At 44.4% G+C, this 21,904-nt stretch carries 18 protein-coding genes and 1 other RNA gene; 18 read left to right on the forward strand and 1 reads right to left on the reverse strand.

Annotation, left to right across the window (positions count from 1 at the left end):
- The first annotated feature begins 1 nt into the window (after position 1).
- From eno to AAHF22_RS21885, 10 genes are all read left to right on the forward strand, one after another.
- The gene (eno, locus tag AAHF22_RS21840; RefSeq protein ID WP_347327111.1) at positions 2-1,306 is read left to right on the forward strand and encodes a phosphopyruvate hydratase; all 1,305 of its coding nucleotides are present in this window, start codon (positions 2-4) and stop codon (positions 1,304-1,306) included.
- Positions 1,307-1,431: 125 nt separating this feature from the next.
- A complete protein-coding gene (locus AAHF22_RS21845; protein ID WP_347327112.1) occupies positions 1,432-1,620 on the forward strand; it encodes a hypothetical protein in 189 nt (62 codons plus the stop codon).
- Positions 1,621-1,823: 203 nt separating this feature from the next.
- Positions 1,824-1,949: a hypothetical protein gene (locus tag AAHF22_RS21850; protein ID WP_347327113.1), complete on the forward strand. Its 126-nt coding sequence runs from the start codon at positions 1,824-1,826 to the stop codon at positions 1,947-1,949.
- Between the two features lie 231 nt (positions 1,950-2,180).
- On the forward strand, positions 2,181-2,411 hold the full coding sequence (gene secG, locus AAHF22_RS21855) for a preprotein translocase subunit SecG (protein ID WP_188778005.1): 231 nt from the start codon (positions 2,181-2,183) through the stop codon (positions 2,409-2,411).
- Between the two features lie 892 nt (positions 2,412-3,303).
- A complete protein-coding gene (gene rnr, locus AAHF22_RS21860) occupies positions 3,304-6,141 on the forward strand; it encodes a ribonuclease R (RefSeq protein ID WP_347327114.1) in 2,838 nt (945 codons plus the stop codon).
- A gap of 832 nt (positions 6,142-6,973) precedes the next feature.
- Complete coding sequence (gene smpB / locus AAHF22_RS21865) at positions 6,974-7,450, forward strand: SsrA-binding protein SmpB (protein ID WP_347327115.1); 477 nt, start codon at positions 6,974-6,976, stop codon at positions 7,448-7,450.
- A gap of 340 nt (positions 7,451-7,790) precedes the next feature.
- Positions 7,791-8,156: a transfer-messenger RNA gene (gene ssrA, locus AAHF22_RS21870) on the forward strand.
- 172 nt (positions 8,157-8,328) lie between these two features.
- Entirely contained in the window at positions 8,329-9,465 is a 1,137-nt protein-coding gene (locus AAHF22_RS21875; RefSeq protein WP_347327116.1) for a protein kinase family protein, read from the forward strand.
- A 24-nt stretch (positions 9,466-9,489) separates the two neighbouring features.
- Positions 9,490-10,263 carry a hypothetical protein gene (locus tag AAHF22_RS21880; protein ID WP_347327117.1) on the forward strand — a complete coding sequence of 258 codons (774 nt, stop codon included), beginning with the start codon at positions 9,490-9,492 and terminating at the stop codon, positions 10,261-10,263.
- A 267-nt stretch (positions 10,264-10,530) separates the two neighbouring features.
- Entirely contained in the window at positions 10,531-11,691 is a 1,161-nt protein-coding gene (locus AAHF22_RS21885; RefSeq protein WP_347327118.1) for a cobalamin-independent methionine synthase II family protein, read from the forward strand.
- Between the two features lie 1,448 nt (positions 11,692-13,139).
- Here the strand turns inward: AAHF22_RS21885 and AAHF22_RS21890 are convergent.
- Entirely contained in the window at positions 13,140-13,706 is a 567-nt protein-coding gene (locus AAHF22_RS21890) for an SMI1/KNR4 family protein (protein WP_347327119.1), read from the reverse strand.
- A gap of 127 nt (positions 13,707-13,833) precedes the next feature.
- On the opposite strand from AAHF22_RS21890, the gene AAHF22_RS21895 reads away from it, so the two are divergent.
- From AAHF22_RS21895 to AAHF22_RS21930, 8 genes are all read left to right on the forward strand, one after another.
- Positions 13,834-15,090, forward strand: a complete 1,257-nt coding sequence (locus tag AAHF22_RS21895) for a mechanosensitive ion channel family protein (RefSeq protein WP_347327120.1) — start codon at positions 13,834-13,836, stop codon at positions 15,088-15,090.
- A 682-nt stretch (positions 15,091-15,772) separates the two neighbouring features.
- Positions 15,773-15,991, forward strand: a complete 219-nt coding sequence (locus AAHF22_RS21900) for a hypothetical protein (protein WP_347327121.1) — start codon at positions 15,773-15,775, stop codon at positions 15,989-15,991.
- 438 nt (positions 15,992-16,429) lie between these two features.
- On the forward strand, positions 16,430-16,630 hold the full coding sequence (locus tag AAHF22_RS21905) for a cold-shock protein (RefSeq protein WP_347327122.1): 201 nt from the start codon (positions 16,430-16,432) through the stop codon (positions 16,628-16,630).
- Between the two features lie 67 nt (positions 16,631-16,697).
- Positions 16,698-16,931 carry a cold-shock protein gene (locus tag AAHF22_RS21910; protein ID WP_371834095.1) on the forward strand — a complete coding sequence of 78 codons (234 nt, stop codon included), beginning with the start codon at positions 16,698-16,700 and terminating at the stop codon, positions 16,929-16,931.
- Positions 16,932-17,176: 245 nt separating this feature from the next.
- A complete protein-coding gene (locus AAHF22_RS21915) occupies positions 17,177-17,857 on the forward strand; it encodes a PspA/IM30 family protein (protein ID WP_347327123.1) in 681 nt (226 codons plus the stop codon).
- Positions 17,858-18,725: 868 nt separating this feature from the next.
- A complete protein-coding gene (locus AAHF22_RS21920) occupies positions 18,726-19,757 on the forward strand; it encodes a TFIIB-type zinc ribbon-containing protein (protein ID WP_347327129.1) in 1,032 nt (343 codons plus the stop codon).
- On the forward strand, positions 19,754-20,617 hold the full coding sequence (locus AAHF22_RS21925) for a TPM domain-containing protein (RefSeq protein WP_347327124.1): 864 nt from the start codon (positions 19,754-19,756) through the stop codon (positions 20,615-20,617). The genes AAHF22_RS21920 and AAHF22_RS21925 overlap by 4 nt, the downstream gene beginning before the upstream one ends.
- Positions 20,618-20,733: 116 nt before the next feature.
- A complete protein-coding gene (locus AAHF22_RS21930; RefSeq protein WP_347327125.1) occupies positions 20,734-21,837 on the forward strand; it encodes an SPFH domain-containing protein in 1,104 nt (367 codons plus the stop codon).
- The last annotated feature ends 67 nt before the right edge of the window (positions 21,838-21,904 follow it).

The following is a 21,904-nucleotide window of genomic DNA, read 5'->3' on the forward strand; positions in this document are numbered from 1 at the left end:
CATGACAACTATTGAGAATGTATATGCTCGCGAAGTCCTGGACTCCCGCGGTAACCCGACTGTTGAAGTAGAAGTATATTTGGAATCCGGCGTTGTAGCTAGCGCAATCGTACCTTCCGGTGCTTCCACTGGTGCACACGAAGCGGTTGAACTGCGTGACGGCGACAAATCCCGTTACCTCGGTAAAGGCGTTCTGAAAGCTGTTGACAACGTAAACGAAATCATCGCTCCAGAAGTAATCGGTATGGACGCGACAGACCAAATGGCAATCGACCGCAAAATGATCGAGCTGGATGGTACACCTAACAAAGGTAAACTGGGCGCTAATGCAATTCTGGCTGTTTCTATGGCTGTAGCACGTGCTGCTGCTGAAGCTCTAGGTCTGCCACTGTACTCTTACCTGGGCGGATTCAATGCAAAACAACTGCCAGTACCAATGATGAACATCATCAACGGTGGTGAGCACGCGGACAACAACGTAGACGTGCAAGAGTTTATGGTTATCCCAGCTGGCGCGAAAAGCTTCAAAGAAGCTCTGCGTACAGGCGCTGAGATTTTCCACAACCTGAAATCCGTACTGAGCAGCAAAGGTCTGAACACAGCTGTTGGTGACGAGGGTGGTTTCGCACCTAACTTCGCTTCGAACGAAGAAGCGCTGACTGCCATCATCGAAGCGATCGAAAAAGCAGGTTACAAACCAGGCGTTGACGTATTCCTGGGTATGGACGTTGCTTCCACTGAGTTCTACAAAGATGGTAAATACGTACTGGAAGGCGAAGGCAAATCCTTCACTTCTGCTGAGTTCGTAGACCTGCTGGCTTCCTGGGTAGAAAAATACCCAATCATCACAATCGAAGACGGTTGCTCCGAAGACGATTGGGAAGGTTGGAAACTGCTGACTGAGAAACTGGGCAACAAAGTTCAACTCGTAGGTGACGATCTGTTCGTAACGAACACTGAGCGTCTGGGCCGTGGTATCGAAGAAGGTATCGGTAACTCGATCCTGATCAAAGTAAACCAAATCGGTACGCTGACTGAAACATTCGAAGCGATCGAAATGGCGAAACGCGCTGGTTACACAGCAGTTATCTCCCACCGTTCCGGTGAGTCCGAAGATAACACAATCGCTGATATCGCAGTAGCAACTAATGCAGGTCAGATCAAAACGGGTGCTCCTTCCCGTACCGACCGTATCGCGAAATACAACCAACTGCTTCGCATCGAAGATCGTCTGGGCGAAGTTGCTAAATATGACGGCCTGAAATCCTTCTACAACCTGACTGAGTACAGAGGTTTGACGAAGTAATTCTGTTTGATCGGAATCGTTCATTCCGGTAGTTATGGAGAGGACGTAATGCATGGAGATCGAGATAAGCAGATAACATCCAAAGTTTCAAAATCGCTCAGGCTAAGTGAACGAGCTTGCCCTAAGTGAATGATTCGGATATATCGCTTACAACTAAAGCTCGCCCTGTATCGATTATCGCTATGGTGATTCGAATGGGCTGGGGACGAGCAATCGGTATCTCGGTATGCTGCACCGGGCAGCCAGCGGATCTTGCCGCCTGTCGGCAAACGAGGGCTGCCCTGGAGAGGGACGACACGGAGCTGTTCATATGAAGGGTAATAGGAGATATGCCTTGCATCGGGTATTCTTTTATCGTTAGCATTCATTGCTGGTAGTCGCTTTGCGATTGCTGGCAGGTGAGGTGGTACACAGTAGATCGAACGCAACATGCCAGTTCAGCTACTCGTACTACGATGACAGCTTCGGGGATCGTCTTCCCGTTATACAATTAATCTGGTGACTGGATTATCGACGTTTGAGCGGCTTGGCTCAAGCGTGTCGGTATCCGTCAGAGCTGCACAGCATGGTTTCATGCTGCCTGCCATCCGTTACAGGAATGGGCGTTGCGGCTGACCGTACATTTCTGGCACAGGCGGCTTGAGCCGCTACTTATGTCGCTCTAGCCAGCCATGTACCGGACAGCAGCCATCCGTTTCAGCGGATGGCTATTTTTTTATGCAAAAACGGTAGGTTGCTTCACCAGGAAATCATTGCTATTGCAGCCTACGGTATGATAAACTATAGATGCTGTTTCTATAGAATGATATGGTTGTGCAACCTGTACATATACATTTATAGAGGCTCGGCGTAACCCTTCAAGGAGGTGGAAATTATGCAATTAACTTTTCAGATTCTGCTTACAATCGTCTCAGTTGCTTTGATTATTGTTGTGCTGCTGCAAAAAGGTAAAAGTGCTGGTCTTTCCGGTGCCATCTCCGGCGGCGCCGAGCATCTTTTCGGTAAAACTAAAGCACGCGGTATGGACCTGGTGCTGCAACGTACCACTGCTGGTCTGGGTGCTGCATTTTTCGTATTCGCAATCCTCGTTGCTGTGTTCAAGTAATTGAACGGTAGTGATCTAAGGGTAGCACAAACAGCCCGGTATGGAGACTCTGAGGAGTCTGCGTACCGGGCTGTTTGTTGTTGGAGAGGTTGTTTGTTGTTGGAGAGGTTGTTTGTTGGAAAGAATGGAAGGGGTTTTCAGGAATAGCGGTTTGTTTATAGGTGAACAAGCGAGTGCTGTGACCATTTTACATCTTCCTTTTATCAGGTGCTGGTGCTCTGCTACTCTTATCAACAATACGTAGCTTCAATCCACTTTGAAAATTCAATGTAACATTGTCAACGGACTGGATCATTCGTTGTGAATGCTGTTGTAAATGTTAGGATTTCGTATGAATTATTGAATTAATAATTATTGATTATTGGAGCTAAAGAAATTGTTTTATGCGTTCATCTCGTGCATTGCATTTACTCTAGCCTTTTATATTTTCGCCATTGTTGCCTGTTCATATAGAGTTCATATTGCCGTTTTATAATAGGAACTGTTCCCGAGCTTGTCCATTGTTCCCATGCAAGTTGAAGCAAGACTGAAGTCCATGATGTGCAAGATCCTTTGCGGCGATTCACCACTCTCAACCAAGGAGAGAGTGGCGGATGTGCCGCCTTTTTTTGTATACGGGATAGGAAGTAGATAGGAAGTGGCTCGATTGCTTACGAATTTCGCCGAGAACTACAGGCTCTCGATTAAATTAGTGTATACTAGGGTATGTGTATACTACATGAAGCATGATCGTTCGACTCGTTCAACACGCAGACGTCCAGCAGATCATGGACCGATCTGCGTTCTATCATCCATCACCGACACAGATCAGCGTATAAAGCACATCAAACTGCAATTACATATGAGCCGGATGAGCGTGAGCGCTGCTGAAGGTGGGCCGAGGTGAATTTTTATGATTACAGAAGAACAACTATTAACATTTATGCGGGCAACCGCTTATAAACCGATGACATACCAGGAGCTGGAAGAGCATTTTGGAATTGAAGATGCTACCGATTTTAAGGAACTGGTTAAGCTGCTCAACCGATTGGAAGAGACAGGCGATATCGTGATTAACAGCGCCAATCGTTATGGCGTACCAGAACGGATGGATCTGGTCAAAGGGCGCATTCAGGCGCATGCGAAAGGCTTTGCGTTTCTGATCCCTGAAGATCGTGAGCATGGAGATGTGTACATCCATGCCAATGACCTGAACACTGCCATGAACGGGGACACCGTACTGGTAAAAGTTACATCGCGTAACGCTTCCGGTGGACGGATGGAAGGTGTTGTCGTGCGTGTTGTTGTACGTAAAAATACGCGCATCGTCGGCGTGTTCCAGGGACTGGACACGTATGGCTTTGTGCTGCCAGATGATAAGCGGATTAACCGCGATATTTTCATCCCGAAAGAATCGTTTGGCAATGCAGTCGACGGCGAGAAAGTCGTTGCTGAAATTGTCAGTTACCCGGAAGGACGTGCTGCTGCGGAAGGTCGCATCGTCGAGGTGCTTGGACATAAAGATGATCCGGGCGTAGATATCCTGTCGATCATTCGCAAACATCAGCTGCCGGAAGCATTCCCGGATGAAGTAATGGACGAGGCGCAGGGCGCGCCGGATGCGATCACCGAAGAAGAGATCGTACAACAGGGACGCCGCGATCTGCGTGGCAAAAACATCGTGACGATCGATGGTGAAGATGCGAAGGATCTGGATGATGCCGTTAACGTCGAGCGTCTGCCAAACGGCAACTATCGCCTGGGCGTTCATATCGCCGATGTCGGCTATTATGTGCGTGAAGGCTCCAAGCTGGATGAGGAAGCATACAATCGTGGTTGTAGCGTGTATCTCGTCGACCGTGTGATTCCAATGCTGCCACATCGCCTGTCTAACGGGATCTGTAGCTTGAATCCACAGGTAGATCGCCTGACGCTGAGCTGTGAAATGGAATTCGATGAGCATATGAAAGTCGTGCAGCACGATATTTTCACCAGTGTGATCAAAACGAAAGAACGGATGACGTACAAAAATGTACGCCGTATTTTGGAAGATGAAGATCCTGAACTGATGGAGCGTTATGCACCGCTAGTCGACGACTTTAAATTAATGCGTGAGCTGGCGATGAAGCTGCGTGGCAACCGGATGCGCCGTGGTGCGGTCGATTTTGACTTTGAAGAATCGAAAATTCTGCTGGACGAAAGTGGCAAACCGATCGATATCGTCAAACGCGAGCGTTCGATCGCTGAGCAGATTATTGAGGAATTCATGCTGGCTGCTAACGAAACGGTAGCCGAGCATTTCCACTGGCTTAAAGTGCCATTCCTATACCGTATTCACGAAAACCCGGATCAAGAGAAGCTGCAAAGCTTCCTCGGCTTTGTGCAGAATTTCGGATATGCCGTTAAAGGCACCGGTAACCTGATTCACCCGCGTGCGCTTCAGCAATTGCTGGAGGAGATCAAGGGTGAGAAGGAAGAAACGGTTATCAGTACGATGATGCTAAGATCGATGAAGCAGGCAAAATATTCCGCCGACAGCTCCGGCCATTTCGGACTTGCCGCGGAATACTATAGCCACTTCACCTCGCCGATTCGTCGTTATCCCGATCTGGTCATCCACCGCGTTATTCGCGAAGTGATCGAAAATGGTGGCGGCGGACTCTCTCCAGAACGCCAGGCATATTTGGAATCCCGTATGCCGGATATCGCCCAGCAATCGTCTGAGCGTGAGCGCGTCGCTGTAGATGCCGAGCGCGATACAGATCAGCTTAAAAAAGCCGAGTATATGCTCGACAAAGTGGGCGAAGAATTCGAAGGAATCATCAGCAGCGTAACCGGCTTCGGTATGTTTATCGAGCTGGAAAATACCGTAGAGGGCTTGATTCGCCTCGGTATGCTGACCGATGATTACTATCATTTCGACGATAAGCAAATGATCCTGCTCGGTGAGCGCACATCGCGCATCTTCCGCATCGGGGATACGATCACGATCCGCGTCGCTGGTGTGAATATGGACGATCATACGATCGACTTTGAATTGACGGATATGCCTAAATCGAATCGTCGCCCTTCCGACCGCGGAGATCGTAGCGGACGTGGGGAAAGCGAACGTCGCGGCGGCCGCGGAGCACGTACAGATAGTAGTAACGGCGAGCGCCCTGCTGGAACAGGACGCAGAAGCAAAAACAAAAACGCGAAAAAAGCCGAGCGCTTCGGACGCGCTGCGAAAAAGGCAAAATCGAATGCTGGCGGTAACAACAGTACAGCAGCAAGTACACCCAATGGACGCGCTGGAGATCATAGTGTTGCCACAGGCAATGCAAATGGTAATAGTAATAGCAGCAGCACTAGCGGCGATTCCGTCCGCTATCCTACAGGCGGACGCAGCAAACGTAAAAGAGGCTCCGCAGGAGCAGCTACATCTGCACAAGCAGCATCAACAGTAAACGGAAGCGAAAATAGCAGTGCCGGCTCCAATTCCAGTGCTAATAAGAAAAAGCGCAAAAAGGACAGCGGCATTAACTTCTCTAGCTCGTCTAATGGCAAAGAAAGTAGCTCGCGCAGCTTCGCCTTTGGCTCCGGCAAAGGTGGCTACAGCAGCCCAGTAGAATCGAGCAAAAAGAAGAAAAACAAATCCCGTAAACCTGCTGATGCTTCCTCTTCAGTAACGAACAGCGCTCCGGCAGAGGCAACGAAGCCGCCGAAACGTAAGTTTAAGAAGAAAAAGGATAAGCCGCAGGGTACGGAATAAGATATAGACTGTAGAAGATGGATGAAGTTGAACGATGCAAGCTACGTTGTATAACAGTATGGATCGGGTTAAAAGATGCCAGCTGCGCTATGCAATAGTATGGCTATCATCGAAAGGTAAAGAATACGTTATGTAAAGAGTGTAGGCATCATCGAGGGATACAGAATACGCTAGTATAGAAGCAGAGATATCATCGAAGGATGCAGATTGAGCTATATAGGAGCATGAGTATCATCGAAGGATACAGATTACGTTATATAGGAGCATGAGTATTATCGAAGGATACAGTATGTGCTATATAGGAGCATGAGTATTATCGAAGGATACAGATTACGTTATATAGGAGCATGAGTATCATGGAAGGGTACAGATTGCGCTATATAGGAGCATGAGTATTATCGAAGGATACAGATTGCGCTATATAGGAGCATGAGTACTATCGAAGGATACAGATTACGCTATATAGGAGCATGAGTATTATCGAAGGATACAGTATGCGCTATATAAGAGTATAAGTATCATTCAAAGATATAGATTACTCTATATAAAAGTGTGGTTATTCCTAGTTTCTTATTTGGCCTACTCATCTTGAAAGAGAGATATGGCGTTTATTTATACCCTATCTCCTAATTACATGTATTTTCATAATTTTCATTTTATGTAGTCTATGAATAGTCGCTGGAGCAGTTTTTCTTTTTTTCACATACAGGTATGTGCATGATGCTATGGCGACTGATGAATGAAGCACGGTATAATTGACTTCGATCGAATCTATACCTGAATCTACTCCGTAACTCCCTGCGCGGGAACACAAGCGGAAGGAGGACCCCAGATGGCAACCAAAAAAAGCGAAAACAAAGTACTCGCTCAAAATAAAAAAGCGTCCCACGATTATTTTATCGAGGACACGTATGAAGCAGGTATGGTACTAACCGGAACCGAGATCAAATCGCTGCGCCGTGCACGCGCCAATATCGGCGATGCTTTTTCTACGATTCGTAACGGCGAAGTATTCCTGCACAATATGCACATCAGTCCGTTTGAGGAAGGGAACCGCAGCAATCCTTCGGACCCGACTCGTACACGGAAGCTGCTACTGCACAAGGAACAGATCCGCAAGCTGATCGGCGCTTCTAAGCGTGATGGCTACACGATTGTGCCACTCAAGGTATACATTCGTAACGGCTACGCCAAGCTGCTGATCGGACTGGGTAAAGGTAAGAAGCAGCATGATAAACGCGCGACTGCGGCGAAACGGGATGCACAGCGCGATATCCAGCGCGCATTGCGTGAGAATCAGAAGCATTGATCTAACATACAGACGAGGATGCGGTGGTTCATCGTATCCTCTATGTGGTAACGAATAGAATAGGCAGTTAGTCAGCCAGGTGAGTGGGAGCAGACGATACAGGGTATATACCCTATTCGTATATCCCGAGCCATCCCATCTGCACCGCTACCATTTTGTAGTGAAATGTAGTATAATCAAAGTCTGTGAGGAAACGTATAACCATCTGCTCCACTCGGAGTGAATGGCGAGTTCGGTTCCACGGTAGCCCTTTCTATGGAGGGAAAGGCTGCTTGAAGCAGACACTTCGGAAGACGAGACTCATGCGCTCGTCCCGTACTAATCCATCCCTTTTTATTAAGGGGGCGTTCTTGGATTCGACGGGGGTAGGTCGGGCATGAGTAGCGGGTAGTGGGGACGCGTCCGCTTTATCAACGCTAAAGCCTATTAAATGGCAAACAACAAAACAACTACGCTTTCGCAGCCTAAGAAACTGTGAATCGTGCTCTCGCCTCGCATCGCCCATGTGCCAGGATGAGGGCCCAACTCTAAGTGGGCTACGCTGTCACATCTCCGCCTGAGGTGTGCTGAAGAAGACAACCAGGCTGACCCGAAGGGAATCCGGTTACAGGGAGTCTCTAGGGTGACATCAAAGCTGTAACTACACCCGTAGAAGCTTATGTTGCGTTACCTTCGGACAGGGGTTCGACTCCCCTCGCCTCCATATGTAGTATGGAAACGCCCACCAATTAATTGGTGGGCGTTTTTGTGTTTTGTATATTAAAATAGGTGGATTTAAGACATGAAAATACAACATTGTAAGTTACAAAATTACTTAATTGACATTTTATATATAATCGTGAGAATATATCTTCTAAGTTGATACTAGGAGGATTTCAATGTTAGTACCGGGAGAGTCCGTCAAATTTGATAGTATGAGAAACTTTAAATATATTGCTTCACTAGGTTCTGGAGGAACTGGAGATGCTCATCTTCTAAAAGATGAGATTATGGATATGTTATTTGCGTTCAAAAAATATGCTCCTAAAGGCGACAACAACTCAGATGATACATATAGACGATTTGTTGAGGAAATTGAGATTTTATTTAATATATCTCACCACAGTATTGTAAGGATATTTAATTATTACTTATATCCTGAATTTCAGACGGGTTACTTACAAATGGAGTATGTGGAAGGACAAGCTATCGATCAGTATGAACCATTTTTCGAAGATTGGTGGGAAGATGTATTTAAAGAAGTAATCTATGCATTTGAATATTTGGAAGAAAAGAAAATATTACATAGAGACATTCGTCCTGCAAATATAATGATAGATAAAAATGAAAAAGTTAAAATTATAGATTTTGGCTTTGGTAAAAAGTTGAATTTGGAAGAAACTGGGGCAGGAAGTATATTTCTTAATTGGCCAGTTACTCAATTACCAAATGAAATTCAATTAGAAGGTGTGTACAATCATCAATCTGAGATTTATTTTATCGGTAAATTATTTCAGAATATACTTGTAGAAAGAGGATTAGTAGAAAGATTTAAACTATATCATATTATCGAGACAATGACTAAATTAGATCCAGATAAACGTTACGCTTCTTTTCATAATATTTCTCAAGCGATTTCTCAAGGAGTTTTAAGCGAAATTGATTTTACAATTTCAGAAAAGACTACTTATCAGAATTTTGCTGATGCTTTAGTAGATCATATTTCTTATTTTCGTGATAAGTATGATCCAATAAATGATATTGATATAGTACTTAACAGGTTAGGGGCTTTGATTCGTAGCAGTTCTCTTGAAACATTTATACAAGATAATTCACAATTTATTAAGTGTTTTATTAAAAGTGCTTTTGCTTACAAAAGTAGTCAGGATATACAGGTAAAACACATAAAGAGTTTTTATCAATTATTAGCGAGCTTAGACTCTTACAAACAAAAAATTGTTCTTGATAATATTCAAACACGCTTAGGTAATATAGATATTAGTTATAACATCAATGAAGATGATTTACCTTTCTAAAATTAATTAAAAGGGGCAATAATCTTGAATCTAATAAATTTTATTCGAAATTTCTCTTTTGAAGAAGATAAAACGACTGAATATTATATCGAAAAGTTAAGGAATGTTCTTCAAATTCATAAGAATGAGTCAGAAGACTATAAAAGAGCCTTAATCAGACGTATGATTTCTACATTAAATAGCATTACGTTATTGAGAAGTAACAATCTATTTTTGGAAACGCCAACATTATTAAGGGTTACATTCGAAAGTGCATCTAGATTATACCAATACACTTATCATAAGAATTCAGTTACACGAAAACATGTTGATGCTTATAAGATTTTGGGAGTGAGTCCGACTCCTAAATACACTATTGATAAAATGGGAGAGGCTAAAGAAGTTTTAAATTATACTTACCGTTTTTTATGTGGTTTTGCGCATCCAGATGTTTTATCTTTAATTCTTTCTTTGGAGGATGAAGAAAACAATAAAGCTCTTATTGATATGATTTCAAAATACAGTATAGTTGGGATTCTTTATATAATAGCTAAAATTTATCCAAATGATGTAGACGAAAGTGATTTTGTTTCGATGATAGCTAGTTTAGGAGGATTTATTTTTGAAAAAACTATAGAGGAGACGCAGCAAGAGGGGAAGCTTGAAGCATTTATGCAGCTGTTAAAAGAAGAAAATAATTTATTTGCTGATATCCAAATGAATGAAATATTGCAGGACTTAAATACAGAGTTTGATAATATGAATGATATTAGTGAAGTAGAAGATATAATCAAACGATATTTGAATAAATTAATATAGAGGTACAATTCAATCAATAATGTGAGCAATTCTATTCTTTCGATTATGTTATAGAGCAAACTTGAACTCTACAATGTCATTGTTAATTTTTAAACATAATTATTTTGTGAGTTTAAGATTTTTCGCCATAGCCCCTCCCTATAACCAGCCATACCTTTTCAGCTTACATACACCCCTCCCACTCATGCTAAAATTAACCCATACAACAACCGACGGTAAGCAAGACCCCATCCAACCACAAAACTACCCAACCAGGAGGATTCCCACATGAGTGATAAATTCCAAATCGTAGGCAGCCTGCTTCGTCCGGCTGAACTGTTAGAATACAAAACCCAGATCGAACACCGCGATGACATCCAATACCCGTTCTACCAGGAATTCGATGGCTACCAACAATGCGAAGACCGTGCCATCCAATCTGTAATCGAAAAAGAAATCCAAAACGATCTCTCCATCATCACCGATGGTGAATATTCCAAATCGATGTGGCATCTGGACTTTGTTTGGGGGTTTGACGGTGTCGAACGATATATTGCAGATCATGGCTACTTTTTCCGTGATACGGACGGTAGCTCAAAGTATGAGACGCGCAAAGATATCGGTCTACGCATTACAGGCGAGCTGAGCGGCAAAAACCACCATTTTATCGAAGTGTACAAAAAGCTGCAAGAGCGTGCAGGCGATCGTGAGACAAAGCTGTGCGTGCCTTCGCCATCTCATATTTTCGGCGAGCTGTCCTGGTCGGATAATATCGGCGGCAAGGACTCCGTATACAAGGATACAAAGGAACTAAAGGCTGGTCTGGTGAAAGCATATAAGGAATTTGTAGACGATTTTGCGGCTGCGGGCGGTAAAATTTTGCAATTCGACGATTGCTTGTGGGAGCTGTTTGCGGATGACAATCCGAACTCTCCGTATACAGGCGAGCATATTAATCAGGAGGAAGTACAGGCGCTGGCGACGGAGTTTATCGATATTAGCAACATCATTATCGACTACGGTCACAGTCTCGGTCTGAAAATGTGGACGCATAATTGCCGCGGTAACTACGATTCGCGCAATATGGGTGGCGGCTCGTATGTGAAGATTGCGAATCTGTTTCTGAAGCAGCTCAAATACGATCGTTTCTTCCTTGAATGGGATGATGATCGTGCCGGTTCGCTGGAAGCGCTGGCTGTGTTTAAAGACAAGCCGAATACCGAAGTGGTGTTGGGACTGTTGTCTTCCAAAACAGGTACATTGGACGATGAAGAGCGTGTACTGCGTTTGCTGGATGAGGCTTCCACGATTATTGAGAAAGATCGTTTGCTGTTGTCTCATCAGTGCGGCTTTGCTTCCTGCGATGGTGGTAATGAACTGACGGAAGAACAGCAGTGGGCGAAGATTAATCAGGGGCAGCGGATTGCGGAGCAGTATTGGGCGAAGTGATCTTCATGATGGGTAAGTGATTGGATTAGAATCAAATGCTCAGATGGAGCTATGTATTCGTACTGTTTATATGAGAAGTTGAGAAATATTGAGAAATAACGAACGGACACCATAAGGTGTCCGTTTGTTATTGGGGAGCTAGCTTATACATAACATGAGTTTACAATATCTGCGTAGGTAAAGTTTATAACAGAGCCAGAAAAGCGATAACGTTATTTATCTGCATTCCCTTACCGCAACGACCAAGCATGGTGGTCGTGGACAGAACAGAGCGTCACTTTGGCTAGAGCGTGTACGCAAACTTTTGTGGATGTAAGCAGCACTTTACTGCGGAGAGGAGATAAGGACAATCTATAGTGTTAGTGATCTCCTAACACGTGGTTCAATGAAAAGGATTTTGCAAAGCAAAATATCTTACCTGTTCAGTGTTAGCGATCTTTTAACGCGAGGTGCAATGAGAAAGGATTTTTGCAAAGCGAAATATCGTACCTCTACAGTGTTAGCGATCTTCTAACGCGAGGTGCGATGAGAAAGGGATTTTTGCAAAGCGAAATATCGTATCTCTTACAAAGTTAGCGATCTCCTAACACGAAGTGCGATGAGAAAGGATTTTTGCGAAGCGAAATATCGTACCTCTACAGTGTTAGTGATCTTCTAACGCGAGGTGCAATGAGAAAGGGATTTTTGCAAAGCGAAATATCGTACCTCTACAGAGTTAGCGATCTTCTAACACGAAGTGCGATGAGAAAGGGATTTTTGCAAAGCGAAATATCGTACCTCTTACAAAGTTAGCGATCTCCTAACACGAAGTGCGATGAGAAAGGATTTTTGCGAAGCGAAATATCGTACCTCTACAGTGTTAGTGATCTTCTAACGCGAGGTGCGATGAGAAAGGGATTTTTGCAAAGCGAAATATCGTACCTGTACAGTGTTAGCGATCTCCTAACACGAAGTGCGATGAGAAAGGATTTTTGCGAAGCGAAATATCGTACCTCTACAGTGTTAGTGATCTTTTAACGCGAGGTGCAATGAGAAAGGATTTTTGCAAAGCGAAATATCGTACCTCTACAGTGTTAGCGATCTTCTAACGCGAGGTGCGATGAGAAAGGGATTTTTGCAAAGCGAAATATCGTACCTCTACAGTATTAGTGATCTCCTGGTACGGAAATCTGCCGTGTGCTCCCAATCCGCAGATTCCTTTACGAAACCAGAGTCAGGTCTCTTATTCTTTGTCACAGTAGTGTCTATTTTCAGCCAAAACAGTTTGCGTACACGCCGTATTTAGTGGTTGTTTGCGATACTGTACCATAACTTATATAGATGCTATAACAGAACACAACCCCAAATCACAAACCCAGAACACAAACCCAGAACACAAACCCAGAACACAAACCCAGAACACAAACCCAAATCATTAACCCTATCATCTCATTAACTCCATCTAAAGCCTAAATCGGTCGATCCAAATCAAGCCAAAACTCGATCGGCTTAATAGACGCAAAGTCCATATTCGGATAAGATTTCCTGTTAAATTCAATTTGAAAATAATCCTCTACATTCGCCCCATAGACAATGACATCGACCTGATGGACGGATAATACAGGGTTTCCGGCTTCATACGGTTCAGTAGGCAGATAACGATGGTTATACACGGGTATAAGGGGTGGCACGTTAGCGTATTGCTGCCTGGCGATTTCCAGTGCGGCTTTATTGTCTTCCGGACGCTCCCCCCATGCTGGGTACCAGAATTGATTGTACTCAATACCAAATAAGATGCCTTCCAGTGGTGCATTTAAATACTGTCGTATTAAAGCAATATTACGTTGAGATCGGTCACGCCATATCGGGAATCCCTTTGCAATCGGCAACATATGGGATAACATCTCGCGAAGATCAGGAGGAAAACGCAGACTATAGGTCTGTTCGATTTGTTGGAATTCTTCGTTTGTTAGCCCGCGAGTGAAGGACAAGCTGTTCATTTTGAACAATTGCTTTATTTCAGAAATGTTTAACATTTATATACGCTCCTTATGGATATGTAATCGTTACAAGTATGTATTTTCTCCCTCAAACTTGGTTTCCTCCAGTTCTCTCCTTTATAATAAACCCGTACATCTACAGCAAGGAGGAACTCATACCATAATGGATGTTATCAAAAACCAGCTCCAACAGTGGGGGATGAACGAAGCGATTACCGGCTATGCCGCAAATATCATCATGATTGGGTTTATCGCGGTCATCTGTATTCTAGCCAACTGGATTACGCAGAAAATTGTACTCAGGACGATTATACACATCGTCAATAACAATCGATATACATGGGATAATATCATTGTAGAGAAACGGGTATTTCATAAGTTATCTCAGCTTGTACCGGCAATTATTATTTACTTTTCCGCGCCTGTCTTTCCAGCCTATCAGGGGCTAATTGAGAAGGCGGCGATGACGTATACGATTATTGTGGCGATTCTGGTACTGGATGCGCTGCTGAATGCGTTTGATGCGATCTATCGGTCATTTGAAGTGGCCAAAATCCGTCCGATTCGCGGTTATATTCAGGTGGCGAAGATCGTGCTGTTTATTATCGGCGGCATTATCATCATTTCGAATCTGATCGGGCAAAATCCGCTCATTATTTTAAGTGGGCTTGGGGCGTTGTCGGCGGTGTTGATGCTGATTTTCAAGGATTCTATTCTTGGTCTGGTCGCAGGCATTCAGCTATCTTCTAATGATATGGTGCGTGTCGGCGACTGGATTGAGATGCCGAAGTATGATGCCAATGGCGATGTGATCGATATTACGCTGAATACGGTCAAAGTGATGAATTTTGATAAAACGATTACGATGATTCCGAGCTATGCGCTAATCTCGGATTCGTTTAAAAACTGGCGCGGCATGCAGGCAGCCGGGGGTAGACGTATTAAACGCAGCATTCGGATCGATACGAGCAGCATTCGCTTTTGTACACCGGCGATGATTGAAGAGTTTCGCAAAATCCACTATATTTCTGATTATGTATCTGCTCGATTGGACGAGATTGAAGCGTATAATGCACAGCACCAGATTAATCGGGAGAGCAATGTGAACGGTCGGCAGCTGACAAATATTGGGGTGTTCCGTGAATATATTCATCAGTATTTGAGCCATCATCCGCAAATTCATAAAGGGATGACGTTGATCGTGCGACAGCTGGAGCCAGGCGATAACGGGCTACCGCTGGAGATTTACGCGTTTAGTAACGATATTACTTGGGCGGTATATGAGGGGATTCAGGCGGATATTTTTGATCATATTTTTGCGGTGGCACCGACGTTTGGGTTGCGTGCGTTCCAGAATCCGACCGGGCATGATATCGTGCAGTTGAAGGAGCAGGAGCAGGAGCTTGTAGCGCAGGAGTAAGATTGAAGATCTAAACTACTAAACTACTAAACTTCATACAGCATAACAAAGCAAAGGTGTGCATTCTGTGCCTGTGCTTTGTTATGGGTCTGCCTGAGATAACAAGTAAACAATATGTACGGATGAAGAGTGAACAAAGCAATGACCACGGTATGCACTACGATATAGATACAGCAAATATTTTTGAATAATTGTCTCAAATCTATAATGCAGTTCTATAGAAGAGCGCCTACATGGGAACAGAGGAGTAACAATATAGGATCAGCAGGCGGCATCGCTCAGCATATACCCGGCATCGGACAAAGCAGAGGAGTAACAATATAGGATCAGCAGAGTTGCCGATATAGGAGTAGAAAAGTATCTCATAAGAGTGCCTAAGAGAGCATAGGAGAGCATAAGAACGCCTGAGAGCACCTAAAGCATCTAAAAAAGCACCTAATAGCAACTAATAGCAACTAAGAGTACATAAGAGCACGTAAGAACGTCCAAGAACGTCCAAGAACGCCCAAGAGCACAAGAGCACAAGAGCACAAGAGCACAAGAGCACAAGAGCACAAGAGCACAAGAGCACAAGAGCACAAGAGCACAAGAGCACCGAAGAGCACCTAAAAGCGCCTAAGAACGCCCAAGAGCACCATATAACAGCGTTCCATAGAAAATGAACTACAGGAGGAGTAGAACGATGGCAGTGAGCCGCAGCTATGTTACGCAGGATTATATCATTCAGCAAGTGACGGAGAAGTATAGTTGTCGTGTCTTATGGAGTGAAGGGCGTCCTTGTCTGGAATATGAGCATGAACAGCAACTGACGGAGATTGATCATTATGTTTGCAGTGAATTTAATTGGGAGCTGGAAGATGTATTTTTCACAACGCTTGAAAAGCTACGGATCGAGCCTTAGATAAGTTTGAAAAAACTGAATTCAGATGATCAAGCGTAAAAATAAAGCGTTAAACTGTATTTTTGGATAGGAAAATAAGGAAATAATAGGGTGCATAAAACATATATTTTAACGAATATTCAGACCTATATGTATGATCTAGCTAAATCGCTACAAGGCAGATGGAATGCGGATAAACGACATCATGAGTAGAATGAGTTTACGATTTTTAAGGTCATCTAAATGGACAAGCCAGCATGTATATTTGCTAATAAAGATTGGAATCATTTCATAATAAACTTGTTGATTTGCGCTGGATGTGTTATAGTTAATGTATTGAATTTGAACCTGAGTCACATATTGTAGAGGGTTGCAATTTGATGATGTAACCTTGTCCAATATGTGATTTTTTTTAAAGTTTGAAGATCATGTAAACTTATTTTCTAGGAGGCAACACACATGCAACAAGGAACAGTGAAATGGTTTAACGCAGAAAAAGGTTTTGGTTTTATCGAGGTTGAAGGCGGAGAAGACGTATTCGTACACTTCAGCGCGATCCAAGGCGACGGCTTCAAATCCCTGGACGAAGGTCAACGTGTAGAATTCAACGTTGTTCAAGGCCAACGCGGTCAACAAGCTGAGAACGTTGTAAAACTGTAATATTTCTCTAAGCTGTAGGAAAGTCCCAACCATCATATTGGGACTTTTTTTTCACTTATAAACTCCAATGAAGAAAGAAGGATGCTGCTTGTACTATTCACGGAAAAGCCCGATGGATGATGTTCCAGAGGAAATGACGCCGATCTGGTCATGTACGAATGAAAAGTGCAATGGGTGGATGAGGGACAACTTTGTGTTGTCGGTTCAGCCAAGATGCGGCCAATGTGACTCTTTAATGGAAAAAAGTGAAAGACTATTGCCTGTATTGACTAATACAAGCCCTAATCAGAAAAAGAACTAAGCAGGCCATTTGTCTGTACGATCATAGATTGAATGATATACGTTTTATGTTCTAGCCGTTTTCCCCTATCGGGGTAGGAACGGCTATTTGTTTTGTTTATTTTCATATTTTTATGCCTTCATTTTGTATGACATCCATCCATATGGGATATCCATATTCTCCGTCCATATCCAGAAAAATGAAACCTGAGCGTGAGAAAACGTGTACAATACTACATATACCCTTTAACGAAGGAGTGGACGGATATGAGCATGTGGACGCGATTACGAGATGTGATGAAGGCAAATGTGAATCATTTGCTCCAGCATTCGGATGATCCGGAGCGCACGGTAAGACAGGCGATGGAGCAGTTCACGAGCGAGCTGGGTCAGGTGAAAGCAGAGACAGCGGCGGTATTGGCGGACGAAGCTCGTGCGAAGCGCGCGCTGGATGAGAGCAGTGCTGAGGTGAATAAATTACAACGTTATGCAGAAAAGTCAGTACAGCAGGGCGACGAATCAGCAGCGCTTCGCTTTTTGGATAAAAAGGCAAGTCTAGCGACCAAGCATATCGAGCTACAAACCGCATATGAACGTGCATCTGCCCGAGCTACAGCGATGAAGGCGATGCAAAACAAGCTCGTTGCCGATCTGGATCAGCTGCAAACACGTTATACCGAGCTACAGGGTAAAATGAACGCAGCGAAAGCGCAGACGGCGGATAGATCAGCGAATACGGCGTTACAGGCGATGGAGCAACATGCCAATCAGGCACTGAATGAAGCGGAAGCGTGGGCTGAAGTGCGTGGCGGCGGACAGCAGGAGGAAGATCTGGATGTGCTGATTGCACGTCTCGAAGCCGGTATGGATGCACAGCCTGATCCTACAGTCATCCCTACGCCGCAACAAAAGCTGGATACGCTCAAGCAGCAGGCAGAACTTAAATAGGATAGGGTTAGAATTTTCGGTCATACGCAAATGGGAGCAATAACAACAGTCGTATTAGGACGTGTACGCAAACTGTTTGTGCTGGAGTAGAAATCACTTTGGGAAGTAATAAGGGGGTAAATCCTCTCTCTTCCAAGCATTTATCGATTCGGAATAAATTGTACACGCCTTTGCTCGGAAGAGGTAACATATTTCGCTCTGCAAAAATCCTTTTGGATTGAATCACGTGTTAGGAGATCGCTAACACGGAAGAGGTAACATATTTTGCCCTGCAAAAATCCCTTTTGGATTGAATCACGTGTTAGGAGATCGCTAACACGGAAGAGGTAACATATTTCGCTCTGCAAAAATCCTTTTGGATTGAATCACGTGTTAGGAGATCGCTAACACGGAAGAGGTAACATATTTTGCCCTGCAAAAATCCCTTTTGGATTGAATCACGTGTTAGGAGATCGCTAACACGGAAGAGGTAACATATTTTGCTCTGCGAAAATCCTTTTGGATTGAATCACGTGTTAGGAGATCGCTAACACTGTAAATCATTTTTTCAGCTTATTTCTTCCTATAGTGAAGTACTGCTTACATGTATAGTAGTTCGCATACACGCTCTAGCCCATAAATACGTGCATGAGCGCTACTGATGTAAACTAGCTTGAGTCCAAGTCGCTCAGTTACGGTTATGTTAAGGATAGGGAATGAATACTGTACTCCTGCGATTGGAGCAGATTCTTTTCCAACGCTATGATAATGTGCAATCTTAATAGTGTGCAATATAATGACGTTTCAATATGCGTATCAGTGACATGGTTAGATCATCGACATTCCACGATACGTATAGATGCAGCAGAAGATTGAGGTGAATCAAGCCATGCCTGTCATTGATTATAAATGTCCAAACTGTGGTAGCAGTATGATGTTTGATAGTGCTACTGGTATGCTTGCCTGTCCAAGTTGTGGCAGGAAAGATGATATTGAGCAGATGCCTGATCCGATCAATCTGGTTCCGTTTGTACCCGGTGGAGTTCAGGAATATCATTGTGTCAACTGTGGTGCCGAGCTGGTGGCGGAGCCGGAGACGAGTGCGACGGTATGTAGCTTTTGCGGTTCGCCCGTTGTGTTGAGCGAGCGTCTGAGCGGTGCGTTTGCACCGAGAAGTGTGTTGCCCTTTACGATTAATAAGCAGCAGGCTCAGGAAGCTTTTCGCAAATGGTGTCGAGGCGGTCTGCTCACACCGGCTGGTTTTATGAATGCGGACCGGATCAAAAATATTACCGGTACGTATGTGCCATTCTGGTTATATGAGTTACATAACATGGTGGAAGCGCGTGGACAGGCAACTCGTGTGCGTGTGTATACACAGGGCGATTACGAGTATACGGAGACGAGTTATTACGATATTTACCGTAAAATGCGTCTGCACTATGTGAATTTACCGATCGATGCTTCTGAAAAGCTGAATGATGAGTTAATGGACAAGCTGGAGCCTTTTCCATACAATGCGCTCAAATCGTTTAAAACCCCTTATCTGGCAGGATATATCGCGGAAAAATACAGCTATGACGACCAGCAACTTTTACCGCGTGCCAAAGAGAAAACGATGGGTTATATCGATGCCGCGGTTTCTTCGACCGTGACCGGCTACACAAGCGTCACCTATACCGATCGCGATGTGGATACGCATGTCGAGCGTGCTGACTATGCGTTATTGCCGGTATGGATGGTCGATTATGATTTTAACAGTAAGCAATATGTGTTTGCGATGAACGGACAGACCGGTAAAGTGGTCGGTAAGCCGCCGCTGAGTAAAGGGAAGCTGTTTAGCTGGTTTGCTGGTATTGCTGTAGTAACATTTGTTAGTTTGCGCCTGATCACATGGGCGCTGGGAGGTGACCTTCTGTGAAGCAACGAAGAAGGGCGAGACTCCTGGTATTACTTTTGCCGATGCTGTTAGTTATCCTTACGATGTTGCCTGCCGAGCAGACGATGTATGCTTCGAGCACAAGCACCAACACAAACACAAACACAAACACAAACACAAACACAAACACAAACACAAGTACAGTTGGCAACAAAAAGCTCGTCTACGACGATGCCGGACTGCTGACCGATCAGGAGCGGCAAGAGGTCAATCGAATGGCAAACGAATACGGTCCGCTGCAACAGACCGATTTTGTCATTTATACGACCAACAATCCCGATTACAAGGATGTACAGATTTTAACCGAGGATCTGTATGATAGCAAAGGATTCGGCTATGATAAACGATTTGGCAATGCTGTGCTACTGACGATGGATATGCGCAATCGTGAAGTGTACCTCGCAGGCTTTGGCAAAGCAAAGACACTGCTGGATGACCAGCGCCTGGACCAGATTCGCGATCGCATCACACCGTATTTGAGCAATGGCAATTACCAGCTGGCGTTCGAACAATATATCCAGCTATCCGCCAAATACATGAAGTATAAACCCGGCGTGAATCCGGATAGCTTCCTGCTGAACATCTGGTTTCAACTCGCTGCTGCCATGCTGCTCGGCATTATCATCGTCTGGATTATGGCTGCACGCTCTGGCGGACGTATCACTGTAAGCCGCGCCACTTACGAAGATGCCAGCGCCTCTGGCCTGCTTGATCAATACGACCGCTTTATCCGCACATCTGTATCTAAACGCAAAATCGAAAAAAGCAGCAGTAGTAGCGGCGGCGGTGGCGGAACAAGCAGCGGCGGTAATTCACATAGCGGAAGTCGGGGTTCTTTTTAAAAGAAGAGGTTCATTGTATTGTTTCCCAAAGTGGTTGAAGCCACATAAAAATTATACTTAGGTACGCCGAACATTACATTTCTCCACCACCCCAAACGAATGAAGGAGGAAAAACTATGGGATTTTTCAAAAACCAGTTTGCTAACGTCGTGGAATGGGAAGAGTTTCGCGATGATATGATCTTTTGGAAATGGAGCAATCGAGAGATTAAGAAGGGCAGTAAGCTCATTATTCGCTCAGGACAGGATGCCATTTTTCTGAATAACGGTAAAGTTGAAGGGATTTTTGAGGATGAGGGTTCTTTTAATGTGGAGTCGGATATTATTCCGTTTCTGTCCACGCTAAAAGGTTTCAAATTCGGCTTTAACAGCGGTATGCGTGTTGAAGTGCTGTTTGTGAATACAAAGGAATTTACCGTCCGCTGGGGAACGCAAAGTCCGATTCTGATTCCGGCACCGCAACTGCCAGGCGGCATGCCGATTCGTGCGAACGGTACATTTAACTTTAAGGTGAGCGATTATGTAGCATTAATCGATAAAGTAGCAGGTATCAAGCAAAGCTATCTGGTCGAGGATGTGAAAATCCGTATCACCTCTGTGCTGGATCAGCTATTGATGAAATGGATTACACGCGAAGGCAAAGATATGTTTAATCTGCAAGCTAATTCTTTTGATATCGCGAACGGGATTCGTGAAGATCTGGATATGCAAATGATGGAGATCGGGATTGGCATTACCGGTTTCCAGGTGATGAGCTTTAGCTATCCGCCAGAAATTCAGGATATGATCAACAAGACAGCTTCGCACGGCATGATCGGCGATATGCAGCGATATCAGCAGGTGAGCATGACCGACGGTATCGCGTCTGGTAAAGTACAGGGCGGCGGTATGGCGTCTGATATGGCAGGCATGATGATGGGCATGAATATGGCGAATGAAATGCTGAAAAATATGAACGGACAAAATAATCAGCAAGCTGGATCGAATAATAACAGCGGGCAAAATACGAACGGTAATCAGGACGGTAATGGCAATCACGGCGGTAGTACAGCGAGCAGTCAGAATGCCAATTCGCCACAGGCTGCTGGAGGACAGGGAAGTCCGAGCAACAGTTCCGCACCAGCAGGCGCTAGCGGTACAAAGCCGAATTTCTGCCCGAACTGTGGGGCGAAGAATGAAGGGGCTAATTTCTGTCCGAATTGTGGGTATAAGCTGGCTTGATGAAATAAAATTAGTTGTAGCAAGATGTAGTTAAGTACATTTTCATTAACCTAGGGATAATCGTTAC

The sequence above is a fragment of the Paenibacillus wenxiniae genome (assembly GCF_039822605.1).
Classification (GTDB): domain Bacteria; phylum Bacillota; class Bacilli; order Paenibacillales; family Paenibacillaceae; genus Saccharibacillus; species Saccharibacillus wenxiniae.